We start from the raw sequence: 15,469 nt of genomic DNA on the forward strand, positions 1-15,469 counted from the left end.
GCGACAGTTGCGTTCGGGTAATCCCACGAGTGCAGCGCACTCATTTGAAGTGACCGTCGTATCGCCCTAGGGTGAAAAACGTCAGTCGCTCTTTTTTCCGAATCCGGAGACTTCATGGAATTCACCGTTCTCGGCGCCACCGGTGCCACCGGCGTCGAACTGACTCGTCAGGCTCTGGAACGGGGTCACACCGTCACCGCGGTCGCCCGCAACCCGGACCGGATCACGGTGCCGGCATCCGATCGCCTGGTTCGCGTCGCGGGCGACGTCCGCGATCCCGAGTCGATCGGCCGTGCGCTGAAGGGCGCCAAGGTGATTCTGTCCGGGCTCGGCATCGCCGGTAAGGACGCCCCCGGAGTGCTGACCGCGGGAGCTCGGGCGGCAGCCGGCGCCGAACCGGATTTCATCGTGTGGCTCGCCGCCTTCGGCACCGGTGAGTCGGCGCCGTTCGCCGGCGTTCTCACCCGGACGCTGCTGCGCACCTTCATGCGGAACGAGCTGGACGACCGCACCACGGCGGACGCGATCGTGCGCCGCAGCGGCGGTACGGTTTTCCACGCCGGCCCGTTGTCCGACGGGGAACTCAGCCCGGCTCGGCGCACGGTATCGCTCGACGACGCTCCTCGCCGGCTCTTTCCCGCCCGGATCAGCCGTGCCACCGTCGCGGCCGCGATGCTCGACGAGGCGGAGCGGCCGGAATACGGCGGACGAATCGCGCTCCCGCTCGCGAAATGACGGTCCGGTTCACCACCCTTTTCGATCGCCGACTCAGGAGATAAGCGTGTCTCAGGAACTGTTGCGTGCCACGACCGCCGCCGTCCGCCAGGCGGGCGCCCGGCTGCTGAAGCGGTACTCCACCGCCGCCCGCCAGCCGGGGCTGCCCGAGCTGCTCGCCGAGCTCCACGCCAATGACCTGACCGTCGTCGACGTGCTGGAACCCGCGCTGGCCGAGATCGTCCCCGAGGCGCGCTGGCTCAACGACGAGCACGGCTCCGGCCCGCTGCCCGAGGGTGCGTGGTGGCTGATCGATCCGGTCGGCGGCAACCTCAACGCCGTGCACGGGATGACCGACTGGAACATCGGGGTCAGCCTGGTCCGCGACGGCCGTCCGGTGCTCGCGGTGCTGTACTTCCCGCTGCTGGACGAGATGTTCACCGCCACCGAGGGCGGCGGCACCTTCCTGAACGGCGTGCCCGTGCGGGTCTCCGACAAGCAGTCACTCGACGGCGCGCTGACCGGAACCGGCCAGGCACAGCCCGGCACGACCGTCGCACTGGCCGACCGCACGGGCGCCTCGTTCGCCGCGATGTCCAAGGCCGCGCTCTACGTCCGGATCTCGGTACCGGTGAGCCACCAGCTCGCCCAGGTCGCGGCGGGGCGGATGGATCTGCACTGGCAGTTCGACAACGTCCGCGCCCACGCCGGCGGTGTGCTGCTGGTGCTCGAGGCCGGAGGGGTGGTCACCGACCTCGACGGGAAACCGTGGACGGTCACCTCGGAGAGCTACCTGGCCGCCGCCCCGGGAGTGCACGCCGCGGCGCTCGACGTTCTTACCGCCTGAACCGGTTGCCGCGGAAGGAGATCGCCGTGGCCGGCGGCACCGGGTAACCGGTCGCCGTCCCGGCGAATCTCTCACCGGCGTCGCCGGTCGATCTTCGGCCGCGCGAGGCAGCGATTCGGCTGGAGGTCCGCCCCGTGCGGCGCGGGTGCTTTCGCGCGCTCGCGTGCCAAGCGACAGCGGATTCCCCGGCCAGGGCCTGAAGTTACCGGAACCGCCGTGGCGGAACGGACGCACGGCCACGTCATGGCTTGGTGAGCAGGAAGTACGCGTAGCGCTCGTCGAGCTCGTTGCGCGGAACCAGCTGCACGGAGTGGGGCGTGAGGCCGCACGCGGTGGCCAGCTCCCAGAATTCGGGCACCGTGTAGGTGGTCATCTCGGCCAGGCCGGTGCGGTAGGCGCGGCGGCGCGGACGCGTGCGCCACGTCCCGGTCGTGTACTTGATCTGGATCAGGGCGGCGCCGCCCGAGCCGAGCAGCTGTTCGGCGATGCGCAGCAGGCGGGCGCCGTATTCGGGGGACGGAATCAGCTCGAACACGTAGAAGCACAGGAACAGGTCGTAGGGTGGGCTGATCCGGCGGAGAACGGCCTCGGGGTCCTCGACGTCGATGCGAAGCCCGGTGAACGGGGTGTCGCAGACGGCGGCGACTTCCTTCTCGCACGTCTCCAGCGTTTCCGCGGAGACGTCGACGCCGACGTACTCCGCCGCACGCGGGGCGAAGGCGACGGCGTTGGCCCCGCCGCCGCAGCCCCAGTCGACGATGCGCGACCAGGGCCGGTCGAAGCCGATCATCCGCGCGCCGCGGTCCGCCATGGCGAGGTGGTCGAGGCCGATCCGCTGCCAGAGGTCGTCGTGGTCGAAGACGTGTGCGGCACGCCAGTGCGAGTTCGCGCGCCACCGGTCGCCGCCCGCGCCGGCCCAGTAGGCCTGCGAGTCGGCGGCGAGCCTCGACTCGGACTGGCGGGCCCCGGCCGCGGCCAGCAGGCGCTGAACGACGTCTTCGGCGCTTTTGGCGAATTGTTTCACTGTGCGTTTGACGGTGGAAAGAACCGCGATTCTGTCGGTCATCGTGAGACCTTTCCCGAAGCTCCGCCTGTGCGGTGTCGCCTTCGATTCTTTCCGGTCGGCGCAGCAGGAGTACCAGGGCCGTTCGGCCCTGTTCCTGCTCACATGTGGCGGAAAAGCCACTGGTGACCACCGGAGCGGGCTGTCACGCTGATGTCACATCGTCCGTCCAGATAGGACGCGTGCGGAGAACCGTGGCGGCTCGCCGGCTCTCCGCGATGTCGAACTCGTCGCGCCGGCCCCGGGCCGGAGCGGTCGGCTGTGGAGGTTCCGATGAGCATTCCCGTGCTCGATCCGTACGGCGAAGATGTGACCACCGAGAGGGGCGCGACCTCGCCGTTCGCGCCGGTGAGCCTGGCGGCCATGGCCGAGCCCGCGGCCGCGGCGCCGCGGCCCGGCCAGGCGCTGCACTCCCCGTTCGCGGAGGCCGCGGTCGCCGCGGGTGACAGTGACCGCGCCGCCGAGGCGACCGACGCCCTGCTCGCCGAGCTCGAAGACCCCGGTTTCACCGAGGCGCTGGAGGCGCTGGCGGACGAAGCCGCCGCCCGGCACCTCAAGTCGGTCGGCACCTGGTCGAACGACTCGGAAGCGCCGACGCTCGCCACCGCCGACACCACGCAATGGCTGGAGCACCTGGCCGGCGAGGCCGACCGGATGCTGGGCGCGCTGGAGGCGTACTTCGGCGACCGCCCGGCGGACTCGCTGCAGGAGGGCGAGATCGAGGCGGCCACCGGGATCGACGGCTTCACCGATCCGGCGGACGTGCAGCAGCTGTTCTTCGGAAGGTTGCTGGACAAGGCGAAGAAGCTCGCGAAGGGCGCGGTCAAGCTCGCGAAGAAGGGCCTTTCCGTCGTCGGGAACCTCGCGCTCGGCCCGTTGTTCGGACAGCTGCGCCTGCTCGTCAAGCCGTTGCTGGGCAAGGTGCTCGACACCGCGATCGGCAAGCTGCCCGAATCGTTGCGCCCGTTGGCCACCCAGCTCGCCGCCAAGCTCCGCGGCGAGACCGGCAGCCACGAAGAGGAGCTCGCGGAGACGTTCGACCGCAGCCTCGCCGAGCTGGTGACCGCCCCCGACGACGCCACGGCCGCGCGGATGCTGGCCGAGCTGCAGCCGGCGGAGGAGGACGCGTACGCGCCCTCGGCCGCGCACCAGCTGGACTCGGCCCGCGTCCGGCTGGCCCGCGAGCTGACCGAGGCCGACCCCGGTGTCCCGCCCGTCGCGCAGCTCGAGCAGTTCATCCCCGTGGTGATGGCGGCGATGCCGTTGATCCGCATGGGTGTCCGGCTGATCGGCCGCGACCGGATCGTCGACGGGATCGCCAAGCCGCTCTCGCAGCTGATCGCGAGCATGGTCGGGCAGGACGCGGCGAACCTGCTGTCGCGGCACATCGCGAGCGCCGGGCTGGGCCTGCTCGGCCTGGAGGCCGGCGGCGGCGACCCGGCACTGGGCGGCGAGGCGCTCGCCGCGGCGGCCGAGGACACCGTGCGGGAGGTGCTGACGCTGCCGCCGGAGTCGCTGGAGAACGAGCTGCTGCTGGAAACCGAGATCCAGGACGCGTTCGCCGAGGCGGCCGCCCGTCACCTGCCCGCGACCGTGCTCCGCCCCGAACTGGTCGAGCCGGGTGCCGACGGCGAGCACGGGGTGTGGCTGATGATGCCGCGCGCCACCCGGCCGTGCTTCCGCTACAAGAAGTACAGCCGGGTCATCCCGGTGCGGATCACCCGGCCGATGGCCCGCGCGGTGATCCTGTCCGGTGGCGATTCGCTGGAACGACGGCTGGTCGACGACGGAACCGAGGCCTGGCCGGTCGACGGCGAGGTCGAGCTGTACGAGCTCCTTCCCGGTGGCGGGCTCGGGCACGTGTCCGCGTTCGAATCCGCCGACGGGCCGGTCGCCGCGGCCGAGGAGTTCGAGGAGCTCACCGAGTCCGCGGCGACCGTGCTGGCCGGCAACCCGCGCCTGGCCCACGCCGGGCACCACGGCACGCCGGGCAGGCACCGGCGCCCGGGCAGCCGCTACTTCCGCTTCCGCCGCAACGGGCATTCCCTGCGCCGCAAGCACTTCCTCGGTGTGCTGGTCGACTTCACCGCGCCGCAGCCGGTGCTCCGCCTGAACCTCGTGCTCGGCGAGCGGGACACCCACGAGCTCGCCGCGCACCTCCAGCGGCGGCATTTCGTCCAGGTCGTCTCGATCGTCCGGAAGCTGCTCGACACGGCCGCGCTGCGGGCGATCGAACGCAGGCTGACCCGGCTGATGACCAAGCACGGCATCACGGTGGAGGCCGGCGCGGCGGCCAAGCTCGCGCAGCGGCTCGTCGACGGCGTCCTGCGCACGGTGTCGGACCAGCTTCCCGCCGCCGCGGCCACCCTCGCCAAGGCGGCCCAGGATCCGGCCCCGGGAGCCACCCTGACGTTCACGTTCGGGTTCGCCGACCGCGCGGCGCTCGCCGCGGGCACTCCCGCGAGCGACCCGGCCGTCGCGATCAGGCCGGGGCGCCACCGTGACTGAGGCGGTGGACCGGCAGACCGAGGCGGAGCTGGCCCACTGGCAGCTCGCGGTCGAGGCCCTCGCCGACCTCGACACGGTGGCCGCGCCCGAGGCGTGGCAGGCACTGGAGGACTACCTGCAGCGCCGGGTCCGCGACCGGCTGTCCGAGGTGGTCGCCGTGCTGGTGGCCGAAGGCACGGCGGTGCGCCGCATGCTCGGCCAGGGCGGCGATCCCGGCGCGGTGCGGCGGGCGGTGCTGAAGCTGCGCACGCGGTACCTCCAGGTCGAGACGATCCTCGACTTCTACGGTCACGCGGTCAACAGCCGGACCAACCCGGCACTGCGGGCGGTGCTGCGCGGCTACGACACGCTCGCGGGCGACAGCATGGCCGCGATCCTGACCCGCGTCGGCATCGAGCCACCGCCCGCCCTGGTGTACCTGGACCACGGGCTGGGCGCGTCGATCCTGCGGGCCGGCATCCGGCTGTGGGACCACAGCCACCCCTCGCCGGCCGCGGCGATCAAGCTGACCCGGCACAACCTGGCCTACCCGACCGCGCTGCTGCACGAGACCGGCCACCAGGTCGCCCACCTGACCGGCTGGAACACCGAGCTCGCCGACGCGCTGGCGGCCCGGCTCGCGCCGCGGTCCGCCGAGCTGGCGCAGGCCTGGCGGGACTGGGCCGGGGAGATCGCCGGCGACGTCCACGCCTTCGTCCAGGCGGGCTGGGCACCGGTCGCCGCGCTGGCCAACGTCGTCGACGGTCCCACGTCGGCGGTGTACCGGATCAGGTTCGGCGACCCGCACCCGTTCCCGTTCCTGCGGGTGATGTTCAACGTCGAGCTTTGCCGCCGCTGGTTCGGCGCCGGACCGTGGGACGACCTCGCGGCGGCGTGGCAGCACCGGCACCCGGTCGAGCGGGCCCCCGGGGACGCGGGTGCGCTGGCGCGGGCGAGCCTCCCGGTGCTGGCGGACGTGGCCGACGTGTGCACCCGCCTGCCGATGGCGGCGTTCGGCGGCGAACCGCTCTCGGCGCTGCTCGATCCGCGCCGGGTGTCGCCGCCGGCGCTGGAATCACTGGCCCGGCAGGCCGGCCCGTCGCTGCTCACCTCGGCGTACCTGAGACGGCGCGAGCCCCTGCGGATCCTCGCCCACTTGTCCACCCGCGCGGTGCTCGCTCCCGAGGCGGCGGCGGACCACCAGGCGGCCCTGCTGGCCTGGGTCACCGCCGTCGGCGCGGACGCCGCACCGCTCGCCCCCCATCGTGCAGCTTGACCGGACGGAACGAGAAGACGTCATGACGAATCCGAAGACCTCCGAATCCCGCGCCGTCGCCGGCCGTGCGAAGCCGGCCGCCGCGGAGGTGCAGTCCACCGGCGACCGCGACGCCATGCTGGCCCAGCTGGTCTCGCTCACGCAGTCGATCGGCGAACTGGCCCAGCAGAAGAACGGCTCCGCCGGAGCCCAGGTGACGGCCGCGGCGGCCGACGACACCTCGAAGCCGGACCGGGTCCGCTTCGCCTACAACTTCCTCGGCGTGGCACTGGGCAGGCGGGCACCGAGCGTCTTCCAGCTGACCAAAGTGGACGTTCACCGGGACACCCGCACGCTCACCTTCACCGGCCTCGGCCCGGCGACGGTGGCGCGGGTCCGGGCGGCGAACAACGTCGTCCGGCTGCTCGAAGGGCTGGTGGACGGCACCCCCGTGACCATCGACGACGGCAAGGACGCCATCCGGTACGACCAGCGGATCGACTCGATCGTCACCTTCACCGCGCGCAACGGGACGCCGGTCGCGATCGGCCCGTGCCTCGACCCGGTACCGGGCGAATGACCCCCTAGACAACGGAGACAGCGTCATGTTCTTTCCCTTGGCCAAGATCCTCGGCACGCAGCGGGTGTTCCGCCTGCATCCCTGGCAGATCGCGTACTTGCTGGACGAGGTGTGGGGTTCGGCCCGCCGGACACCGCAGATCCCGGACCCGACCGGGCAGTCGGACCTCGTCTTCTTCACCACGTTCTTCGACGACAAGGTGCTCGACGCGCTCGACCTGCCGACGCAGCCGGGCGACGACACGTTCACTTCGACCGACGGGCTCGACGCGTTCCTGGCGCCGTCCGGCGTCAACTCCGGCGGCCCGTTCGAGTGGAGCGGGCGGCCGAACCAGCTGTTCTGCCCACCGCTGCTCTGGCACCACCTGGCCTACGCGTACGTCCTCGAGAGCACGGGCATCGTCGAAATCTTCGCCGAGGTCGTGCGGCGGCTGCTGGTCGGCGAGACGATGGGCGTCCTGTCTCCGGACAGCATCGCCTGGCTGCGCGCGACCGAGCAGCTGTTCTTCCGGGACATCCCGACGTTCTCGGTGGCCAGCGTGCTCAGCGAGGTCCGCCCGTTCGACCGGACCAACCGGCGCAACGCGTACTGGCGCATGTTCGGCCTGGACCTCGCGCACCCGGTGCCGCCGGTGTGGGCCGGGTCGGGCCCGCTCGCCGACTGGACGGCGCTGACCGGCCCGGTGAACCTCGACTTCCGGCAGAAGTGGAGCGAGTTCCTGCGCCAGGTCTGGATCGGCTTGGAGAACACGGCGAACAACAGCGGTCCCAACCCGACCGACCCGGGCTACATCGCCCTGCTGTCCACCGCGATCAAGGACCTGCTCGGCAACCGCCGCCGCGGCGGCGCGCTCGCCCGCGAGGAGTTCGCCTACGTGACCATGCTGAACTGGTTCCACCTGACCATCGACACCGACACGTCGGTGATCACCGACCTGCAGGCGCAGGCGAGCAACGCGGCCGACCGGCTGGGCGCGCTCGGCCAGAAGGTGGGGATCACCCCGGCCCTGCGGTCGCGGGAGCTGTTCGACCTCGCCGAACCGATGTCGACGCTGCTGCGCGGCATCGAGCTCGGGCTGTTCGACACCGAGGAGACCGCGGCGAGCCTGTTCACCGGCAAGAACAACCTCGTCAGCGACGCCCGTTCGGTGATCAACAACTGGCAGTCGGCCACCGGCGAGCGGGTCAAGGAATCGCCCGCCTACCCGCGTCCCGTCGTCACCGGCACCCAGCCGCTGCGGGTGCCCGTGCCCGCGTCGCCGCCGTCCGGCGCGAAGGTGCCGTCGCCGAACGGCGCGACCCTCATGCCCTCGGTCAACGGCCGGAAGGAGTGAGGACGGTGCGCGGCTGGACGCTCCCCGAACCCCGGTGGGAGTGGGAGTGGACGCACCCGTCCGGGCCCGAGCCGCCGTCGGTGGAACGGGAAGGCCCGGCCGGGCGGGCACCGGGCCGGATCGCCACCGTGGGGACGTGGGCCGGCTCGTTCACCGTGGGCCGCTACGCCCTTCAGGAAGTGTTCCCGGACGTCGGCGACCTGGTCGTCGGGTACGGGGCGGCCATCGGCATGTCGTTCCGGCCCAACGCGTTCGTCGACGCCGACCGGATCGAGTTCGTCCAGCTGGCGCGGTCGGTCAAGAACGGCGCGCCGTACAACAAGTACACCGCGACCGACCAGGAGCGGAAGACCGCCGAAAGCCGGATGGTTCCCGGCGACGGCGCGCACATCGACCAGCTCCCGCGGAGCCCGGTACCGTGGTACGCCCCGGCGACTCCCGGCCGTCGCCGCAAGGACGCGAAGGAAAAGCCGACGGATGCGTCGATGACCGACGGGCCGAACCTGAGCTCCGGCGACGACGGCACGTCGGCGGCCGTGGCGCACACCGGGGCGTGGAGCCAGCAGTTCGAGACGGCGGCGGTCGCGACCGCGGGGCCGCAGAAGGGCACCTACTACGGCTCCGTGCGGTGGGGCTGGAGCTGGCCGGAACGCCGGGCTCCGGAGCTGCTGAAGTTCGAGGTCGTCTCCGCGGGCGTGCCGTCGCCGGCCTTCCTGGCCGCGGCCCGGTTGTGGAACGACAGCAAGACCACCGGTGACGCTCGGCCGGAGGCGGTGCCGATCGCCGAGCGCCGCACGGTGACGGCGAAAACCGCGCAGCTGTGGGACAACCTGGTCACGCGCGTGACGATCGCCGCCCTGCCGAAGGGCACGCCACTGCAGCGGATCGACCTCCGCCCGAGTTCGCTCGTGCCGTCCCGGTCGTGGTTCTGGACGAAGGTCGCGGTGACCGGCGGGCGGCACGCGGGAAGGACGGGCTGGCTGTGGCTGACCGATCTTTCCCGCTGACCAGCCCGTTCGCGGCGGACATCCCCGGACTGTCCGATGGGGACCGTGGAGCCGGGTTCTCGGTGGAGCGCGAGCTGGAGGACTGGGCCGACACGGTGGCGCGCCTGCCGAGCCTGGTGCGCGTGGCGCTCAAGTCCGGCAATACGACCCTGGCCGTCCGGTTGCTCGTCTCCGGGGGAAGACGGGACGACAACTGGCTGACCGACGTCGTCTTCCACGCTCGCCACCCGGAGCTGCGGGGGCGCGCGATCCGGTCCGGCGAGCGGGCGCTGAGCCGGGAGTGGGCGACCATCCGCATGACCATCGTGCGCCCGGCGTTGCAGGCCCCGCCCGTCGCGGTGACCCCGGCGCCACCGCCACGGCCGGTATCCGAATGGCGCCGGCTGGCACTGGCCGCGGCCGGGATCGTCCCGGCCGAGTGGAAACCGGACGACGGGTTCGAGCGCCAGCGGCCGATCGTCGAACGGGTCTACGCCTACTACGCGGGATTGTTCAACCGCGACGAGAACCTGTTGTGGGCGGGGATGGCGAAGCTCGCCGGCGGTGCCGTGTACCACGGGCTGATGCTGGCGCAGCAACAGTTCGACACCGCCAAGTGGGGCATCGGCCAGGATCCCGGCGCCGGTCTCATCGTGAACTACGCGCACGGGCTGCAGGTGGTGCTGCTCGACACGCAGCGGGCGATCTTCGAGGACCTGGCTTGGCAGCACCAGGCCTTCGCGCAGGCCGGCGTGGCGGAGCTGGTGGCCACGGCCGGCGCGCCGGCCGACGCCTGGCGGGACATCGCCTCCGGGGATCCCGGCCGGGTCCGGCGAGGCAACCGCGAACTGCTGCTTCGGGAGCAGAAGACCGTCGTGGCGCCGTTCTACGGCCGGATCCGCGACATGAAGGACTTCGACCTGATCCCCGATCGGATGTCCCGCGAGGCGCTGTCGCCGGTACCCGGCGGGAAACCGTTCCGCGAGGTGGTGCCCGACGGCGACCTCACGGTGTTCGAGCACCGGTGGAAGTGGATCGAGACCGACATGCTCCCGGCGTACGAAGGGCTTGCCCCGCAGCGTCGCCGTCAACTGGTCAACACCCCGCTGGCCGACCTCGCCGCCCGGCGCTGGCCGCCCGGCTGACCCCACTGGCCGGCTGTCGACGGATTGTCGACGGGATCTGGGACCGTAGGGGCATTCGCCGGGGCGGAGGCACGGCGGGTGTTCGGTTCGAGGGGGCGGGAATCGTGGAAACCGGAGTGGTGTGTGGCCTGTTCGACGTGTTGAGCGATCGGGAGCTCGAAGTGCTCGCGATCGTCGCGGAGGACAAGACCGATCGTGAGATCGCGGGCCGGCTGGCGATCAGCGAGCGCACGGTGCGCGCGCACGTCAGCCGGATCATCCGCAAGCTCGGCGTCGCGTCGAGGGTGGGTGCGGCGGTGGTGTTCGTCGCGTTCGGCTCGCGGGACGTCGAATGCGCGGTGGCCGGCACCGGGCTTTCGCTGGTCGTCCGGTCACACCGGTGACCGGCCCGCGACGCGGCGCCGCGGCTCCGGTCGCGTGAGCGACGGCGGGACGTAGGCCACGTCGACCGGTTCGACGTCGGTTCCGGGGGGTCGGCACGGGGCTCTCCTGCGCGGTGGTGGGGTGCGGCCGGGGCCGGCCGCACCCCGGGGAAGGTCAGGCTTGGAGGTACTCGGCCGCGACGTCGACGATCCAGGTGACGCCGAAGCGGTCGGCCAGCATCCCGAAGGCCGGCGCCCACCGCGCCGGACCGAACGCCTCGATCACGGTCGCGCCCCGGGAAAGTCCCTCCCAGACGGGCGTGACCTCGTCGACGGTCTCGCCGCGGACGGAGAGGAAGAACGGCTCGCGGGTGATGGTGGTGCCGTTCTCGCGACGCGTGGAGGGCGCGCCCGGGTCGGCGGGCGCGTGCTCGCCCGGCACGTCGTAGGCCATCACCCGGAAGCCGCTGTCGGCGACGACCTGGCCGAACACGACGTGGTCGGCGCCGGGCAGGCCGGCGGGCATCCCGAAGTCGCCGTAGGTGGCGACGGTGAGCTGCCCGCCGAAGACCGATTGGTAGAACTCCAGGGCTTCGCGGGCCTGGCCGTGGAAGTTCAGGTGGGTGACAGCGTTGAGCGACATGGTGTCCGGTCCTTCACGAGCGGTTCCGCCGCCGGAGGATTCCGGCGACGAGGACCACGGTGGCAGCGGTAGCGGTCAGGAAATGTCCGCTACTCGCGGCCGGTGCCGGGGGACCGCGTGGTTCCCACTTCGGGACCTGGGAACACCCTGTCCGGGCAACTACGGTTTGACGGAGATTCTCCAACCCCGACGCCCGGATGGATCCTCGGACAAAGGAGTTCGCATGGACAAGGTGCTGAGTCGTCGCGTCGCGCTGGTCACCGCCGCGGGTGTCACCGCCGGCCTGGCGGTGCCCGGTGTCGCCGCCGCCTCCTCCACCGACGCCAGCGTGGGTTTCACGCTCGACGCCGAAACGCTCGACGGCGGTGAGCAGGTCACGTCCCTCACCCTCGACACCTCGCGGCTCGGGCCGATCGACCCGGCGAGCCTGACCACCGGCACCTTCGGCGTGCACGTCGAGGCCACCAGCCCGATCGACACCGGCGGCCAGGACATCGGCTACGCCCTCGACCGGCCCGTGACGGCCGCGCGGCTCGACCGCCGCGGGAACATCGTCCTGGAGCTGAGCCACGGCGAAGGCCAGACCGGCGGCGGCACTCTCGGCTACATCAACAGCAAGGGCCGCAATGTCCGGCTCGACCTCGTCTACACCCTCACGCAGAACGCTCCCGTCCGCACGCGGCGTGGCCGGCCGGTCTCCATCGGCCGCTTCGCGCAACGCGGCTTGGTCAACCCCGAAGTCGACGCGTTCACCTACCACGCGTCCCGGTCCGGGATGAAGTACCGGCTGTACTCGCCGACGTCGGGACACGGCCGGCGGCCGTTGATCGTCTGGCTGCACGGCGGCGGAGAAGGCGCTTCCCTGCCGGACGGCTACTACGACAACGAGACCACGTTGCGCGCCAACCGGGGCGCGCTGGGGTTCGCCACCCGGGAGGCGCAAGGGATCTTCGACGGCGCCTACGTCGTCGCCCCGCAGAGCACGTCCGCCTGGATGGACGACGGTCCCCGCTTCGCCCCGCTCATCCACGAGATCATCCGGGACGTGCTCCGCACGCGGCCCGTCGACCCCGGACGCGTGTACGTCGCCGGCTGCAGCAACGGCGGCTACATGAGCGTGAAGATGACCACCGTCTACCCGGCGACGTTCGCGGCGTCGGTGCCGATCTGCGGCGTCGTCGCCGGCCGGAAGGAGGGCGACCCGCCGCTGGTGCCCGACGCCGAGCTGGCCGCGATCCGCACGCCCACCTGGCTGGTCGCCTCCCTCGACGACGACACGGTGGACCCGCGGGCCAACACCGTCCACGCGCACGAGCTCATCCCGCGCTCCGAGGTGACGCTCTACGACCACGTCGTGTGGAACGGTCATCAGTTCCCGGGCCACTGGTCGTGGATCTACGTGGCCCGCAACGACCCGAGCGTCCGCGGCACCCACGTCTGGCAGTGGATGGCGCGGAAACACCGGTGAGACCGGAGCCCGCGCGGCTCGGGAAGTGAGACTTGCGTCCCGTTGCACGATGCGGCATTTCATGGCTTACGCGGTGGAGACGGCCACCGCCCGGCGCGGCTTCTTCGTTGCGCGAACCGGAATTTCGTGCCTTCCGGGGCGGGTCGTTAGCTTCCGATTCATGGAATGGAGCTTGCGCACAGCCGAAGAACTCGTTGCCGCACTGCGTGCCGGCGCGGTGACGTCGGTGGAGCTGACCGACGAGGCGATCGCCCGGATCGAGCGCGACGACGAGGTGATCAACGCGATCTGCGTGCCGGACTTCGACCGCGCGCGGGCCGCCGCGCGCCGGGCCGACCAGGCGCGTGCGCGGGGTGAGGAGCGGCCGCTGCTCGGCGTTCCGGTGACGGTCAAGGAGTCCTACGACATCGCCGGGCTGCCCACGACCTGGGGCATGCCGCCGCACCGGGACCACGTGCCGGCCGAGGACGCGGTGCAGGTGTCGCGGCTCAAGGACGCGGGCGCGGTGGTGCTCGGCAAGACCAATGTCCCGTTGGGGCTGCAGGACATCCAGAGCTTCAACGAGATCTACGGCACCACCACCAACCCGTGGGACCGCGGTCGCACGTCGGGCGGATCCTCGGGCGGGTCGGCGGCGGCACTGGCCTCCGGGTTCGGCGCGCTGTCCATCGGCTCCGACATCGCCGGCTCGCTGCGCACCCCCGCGCACTTCTGCGGCGTCTACGCGCACAAGCCGACGCTCGGACTGGCGGCCACCCGCGGCATGGTCCCGCCGTCCGAGCCGGCGTTGCCGGCCGACCTCGACCTCGCCGTCGTCGGTCCGATGGCCCGCACCGCGTGCGACCTCACGCTCCTGCTCGACGTCATGGCCGGACCGGACCCGCTGACGCACGGCGTGGCGCACCGGCTGGCGCTGCCGCCGTCCCGCCACCAGCGGCTCGGCGAGTTCCGGGTCCTGGTCCTCGACGAGCACCCGCTCATCCCGACCGGAGCCGCCGTGCGGGCGGGCGTGAACCGGGTGGCGGCGACACTCGCCGACGGCGGCGCCCCGGTCGCGCGGCACAGTCCGCTGCTGCCCGACCTGACCGAAGCCGCGACGCTGTACATGCAGTTGCTGATTTCGGGCTCGGTCGCGCGGTTTCCGATGGAATCGTACGAGCCGCCCGGCGCGGACGACCGGAGCCTCGACGCCGAGCGGCTGCGCGCCTTGGCGTTCAGCCACCGCGACTGGCTGGCGGCGAACCACCGCCGCGAGGTCCACCGCGACGCCTGGCGGCGGCTGTTCACCGAGTTCGACGCGGTGGTGTGCCCGATCACGCCGACCCCCGCGTTCCCCCACGACCACCACCCGAACCCGCTGGAAAGGCACATCGACATCGACGGCACCGAGTACCCGTACTTCGACCAGCTCGTCTGGGCCGGCGTGGCCACGATGCCCGGCCTGCCCGCCACGGCCGTCCCCGCGGGCCGGTCCGCCGAGGGCCTGCCGGTGGGGGTACAGCTCATCGGCCCGATGTTCGAGGACCGCACCCCGCTGCGACTGGCCGAACTGCTGGAACAGAAGATGGGCGGCTTCCGGCCACCGAAGCAGGACCGGTCACGGCTGGGGCGTGCCGTCAGCGGGTGAGCGTCGGGTCACCACTCGGTGATGAGCGGGGTGTCCGGTTCGTGCCGCCGCCAGAATTCGGTGAGCCGGACGAGGCGGGCGGGCGCGGCGATGCCGCGCACGGTGGCGATCCTGCGCCCGGTGAGGTCGAACGTCACGGCGCCGACAACCTGGCCGCCGAGCACGAAAAGCAGGGCTGGGGCGCCGTTGACCAGCGCGTGGTGCACGGCGGGCGCACCGCCGGCGAATCGCCGTTTCGCGGGGGTGGGCTTGAAGCCGGCCCGTGCCACCGCGGCGATGCGCTCGGCGGTGTCGTACCGCAGCAGCGTCCCGGTCAGCCCGGCGCCGTCGGAGATCGCGACCGCGTCGTCGGTGAGCAACTCCACCAGCCGTTCGGTGCGGCCCGAAGAAGCGGCGGCGAGGAACTCCGCCACGATCTCGCGGGCGGACGCCGGATCGACCTCGCCGCCGCGGCGCGCGGCGGTGACGCGGCGCCGAGCCCGGTGGAGGTGCTGCTGGCTGGCGGCCTCCGTGACGTCGAGGATCTCGGCGATTTCGGCGTGGCTGTAGGAAAACGCTTCGCGCAGGACGTACACCGCCCGCTCCACGGCCGAGAGGCGCTCCAGGAGCGTCAGCACGGCCAGGGAGACCGATTCGCGCTGCTCGAACGTGTCGGCCGGGCCGAGCATCGGGTCGCCGTCCAGGAGCGGTTCGGGCAGCCAGGCGCCGACGGTGCGTTCCCGGCGGGCGTGGGCCGACCGAAGCCGGTCGAGGCACAGGTTGGTGACGACCTTCGTCAGCCACGCTTCCGGCAGCTCGATCCGCGCCCGGTCGGCGGCCTGCCAGTGCACGAACGTGTCCTGCACGACGTCTTCGGCGTCCGCGGCGGAGCCCAGAAGCCGGTAGGCCAGCGAGGCCAGCCGGGTGCGGCCGGCCTCGAACCGGTTGGCGTCGAAGCGATCGGTGGCGGTGCTGTTCAC

14 protein-coding genes are annotated in these 15,469 nt (G+C 72.0%); 11 read left to right on the forward strand and 3 right to left on the reverse strand.

What is annotated here, in order from left to right:
- Positions 1 to 114 precede the first annotated feature (114 nt).
- Together AA23TX_RS13075 and AA23TX_RS13080 are read left to right on the forward strand one after the other, a co-directional pair.
- Positions 115 to 735, forward strand: a complete 621-nt coding sequence (locus tag AA23TX_RS13075) for an NAD(P)-dependent oxidoreductase (protein WP_155542792.1) — start codon at positions 115 to 117, stop codon at positions 733 to 735.
- Between the two features lie 46 nt (positions 736 to 781).
- On the forward strand, positions 782 to 1,561 hold the full coding sequence (locus tag AA23TX_RS13080; RefSeq protein WP_155542793.1) for an inositol monophosphatase family protein: 780 nt from the start codon (positions 782 to 784) through the stop codon (positions 1,559 to 1,561).
- A 241-nt stretch (positions 1,562 to 1,802) separates the two neighbouring features.
- Here the strand turns inward: AA23TX_RS13080 and AA23TX_RS13085 are convergent, their stop codons facing one another.
- Positions 1,803 to 2,627, reverse strand: coding sequence for a class I SAM-dependent methyltransferase (locus AA23TX_RS13085; RefSeq protein WP_155542794.1), 825 nt, complete (start codon positions 2,625 to 2,627; stop codon positions 1,803 to 1,805).
- A gap of 270 nt (positions 2,628 to 2,897) precedes the next feature.
- Here AA23TX_RS13085 and AA23TX_RS13090 point away from each other — a divergent pair, with 270 nt between their 5' ends.
- From AA23TX_RS13090 to AA23TX_RS50095, 7 genes are all read left to right on the forward strand, one after another.
- Positions 2,898 to 5,132, forward strand: a complete 2,235-nt coding sequence (locus AA23TX_RS13090) for a hypothetical protein (protein ID WP_155542795.1) — start codon at positions 2,898 to 2,900, stop codon at positions 5,130 to 5,132.
- On the forward strand, positions 5,125 to 6,387 hold the full coding sequence (locus AA23TX_RS13095; RefSeq protein WP_155542796.1) for a hypothetical protein: 1,263 nt from the start codon (positions 5,125 to 5,127) through the stop codon (positions 6,385 to 6,387). The genes AA23TX_RS13090 and AA23TX_RS13095 overlap by 8 nt, the downstream gene beginning before the upstream one ends.
- Before the next feature lie 22 nt (positions 6,388 to 6,409).
- Positions 6,410 to 6,946: a hypothetical protein gene (locus tag AA23TX_RS13100; RefSeq protein ID WP_155542797.1), complete on the forward strand. Its 537-nt coding sequence runs from the start codon at positions 6,410 to 6,412 to the stop codon at positions 6,944 to 6,946.
- A gap of 25 nt (positions 6,947 to 6,971) precedes the next feature.
- A complete protein-coding gene (locus tag AA23TX_RS13105; RefSeq protein WP_155542798.1) occupies positions 6,972 to 8,279 on the forward strand; it encodes a hypothetical protein in 1,308 nt (435 codons plus the stop codon).
- A gap of 5 nt (positions 8,280 to 8,284) precedes the next feature.
- Positions 8,285 to 9,286: a hypothetical protein gene (locus AA23TX_RS13110; protein ID WP_155542799.1), complete on the forward strand. Its 1,002-nt coding sequence runs from the start codon at positions 8,285 to 8,287 to the stop codon at positions 9,284 to 9,286.
- Positions 9,262 to 10,410: a hypothetical protein gene (locus AA23TX_RS50090; protein ID WP_155542800.1), complete on the forward strand. Its 1,149-nt coding sequence runs from the start codon at positions 9,262 to 9,264 to the stop codon at positions 10,408 to 10,410. The genes AA23TX_RS13110 and AA23TX_RS50090 overlap by 25 nt, the downstream gene beginning before the upstream one ends.
- Before the next feature lie 137 nt (positions 10,411 to 10,547).
- Positions 10,548 to 10,793, forward strand: coding sequence for a helix-turn-helix domain-containing protein (locus AA23TX_RS50095; protein WP_277875385.1), 246 nt, complete (start codon positions 10,548 to 10,550; stop codon positions 10,791 to 10,793).
- Between the two features lie 154 nt (positions 10,794 to 10,947).
- On the opposite strand, the gene AA23TX_RS13125 is transcribed toward AA23TX_RS50095, so the two are convergent.
- Positions 10,948 to 11,415, reverse strand: coding sequence for a VOC family protein (locus tag AA23TX_RS13125; protein ID WP_155542801.1), 468 nt, complete (start codon positions 11,413 to 11,415; stop codon positions 10,948 to 10,950).
- 223 nt (positions 11,416 to 11,638) lie between these two features.
- On the opposite strand from AA23TX_RS13125, the gene AA23TX_RS13130 reads away from it, so the two are divergent.
- Both AA23TX_RS13130 and AA23TX_RS13135 read left to right on the forward strand, forming a co-directional pair.
- The gene (locus AA23TX_RS13130; RefSeq protein ID WP_155542802.1) at positions 11,639 to 12,883 is read left to right on the forward strand and encodes a PHB depolymerase family esterase; all 1,245 of its coding nucleotides are present in this window, start codon (positions 11,639 to 11,641) and stop codon (positions 12,881 to 12,883) included.
- Positions 12,884 to 13,043: 160 nt separating this feature from the next.
- A complete protein-coding gene (locus AA23TX_RS13135) occupies positions 13,044 to 14,510 on the forward strand; it encodes an amidase (RefSeq protein WP_155542803.1) in 1,467 nt (488 codons plus the stop codon).
- An 8-nt stretch (positions 14,511 to 14,518) separates the two neighbouring features.
- On the opposite strand, the gene AA23TX_RS13140 is transcribed toward AA23TX_RS13135, so the two are convergent.
- Positions 14,519 to 15,469 (reverse strand): sigma-70 family RNA polymerase sigma factor, encoded by a 951-nt coding sequence (locus tag AA23TX_RS13140; RefSeq protein WP_196425301.1) that lies wholly within the window; start codon positions 15,467 to 15,469, stop codon positions 14,519 to 14,521.

Origin of the sequence: Amycolatopsis camponoti, from assembly GCF_902497555.1 — a bacterium.
GTDB lineage: Bacteria > Actinomycetota > Actinomycetes > Mycobacteriales > Pseudonocardiaceae > Amycolatopsis > Amycolatopsis camponoti.

What these genes read in the sequence shown, in the direction of transcription:
- AA23TX_RS13075 (WP_155542792.1), top strand. Translation starts at nt 115, where the DNA reads ATGGAATTCACCGTTCTCGGCGCCACCGGTGCCACCGGCGTCGAACTG.
- AA23TX_RS13085 (WP_155542794.1), bottom strand. Translation starts at nt 2,627, where the DNA reads ATGACCGACAGAATCGCGGTTCTTTCCACCGTCAAACGCACAGTGAAA.
- AA23TX_RS13090 (WP_155542795.1), top strand. Translation starts at nt 2,898, where the DNA reads ATGAGCATTCCCGTGCTCGATCCGTACGGCGAAGATGTGACCACCGAG.
- AA23TX_RS13100 (WP_155542797.1), top strand. Translation starts at nt 6,410, where the DNA reads ATGACGAATCCGAAGACCTCCGAATCCCGCGCCGTCGCCGGCCGTGCG.
- AA23TX_RS13105 (WP_155542798.1), top strand. Translation starts at nt 6,972, where the DNA reads ATGTTCTTTCCCTTGGCCAAGATCCTCGGCACGCAGCGGGTGTTCCGC.
- AA23TX_RS13125 (WP_155542801.1), bottom strand. Translation starts at nt 11,415, where the DNA reads ATGTCGCTCAACGCTGTCACCCACCTGAACTTCCACGGCCAGGCCCGC.
- AA23TX_RS13130 (WP_155542802.1), top strand. Translation starts at nt 11,639, where the DNA reads ATGGACAAGGTGCTGAGTCGTCGCGTCGCGCTGGTCACCGCCGCGGGT.
- AA23TX_RS13135 (WP_155542803.1), top strand. Translation starts at nt 13,044, where the DNA reads ATGGAATGGAGCTTGCGCACAGCCGAAGAACTCGTTGCCGCACTGCGT.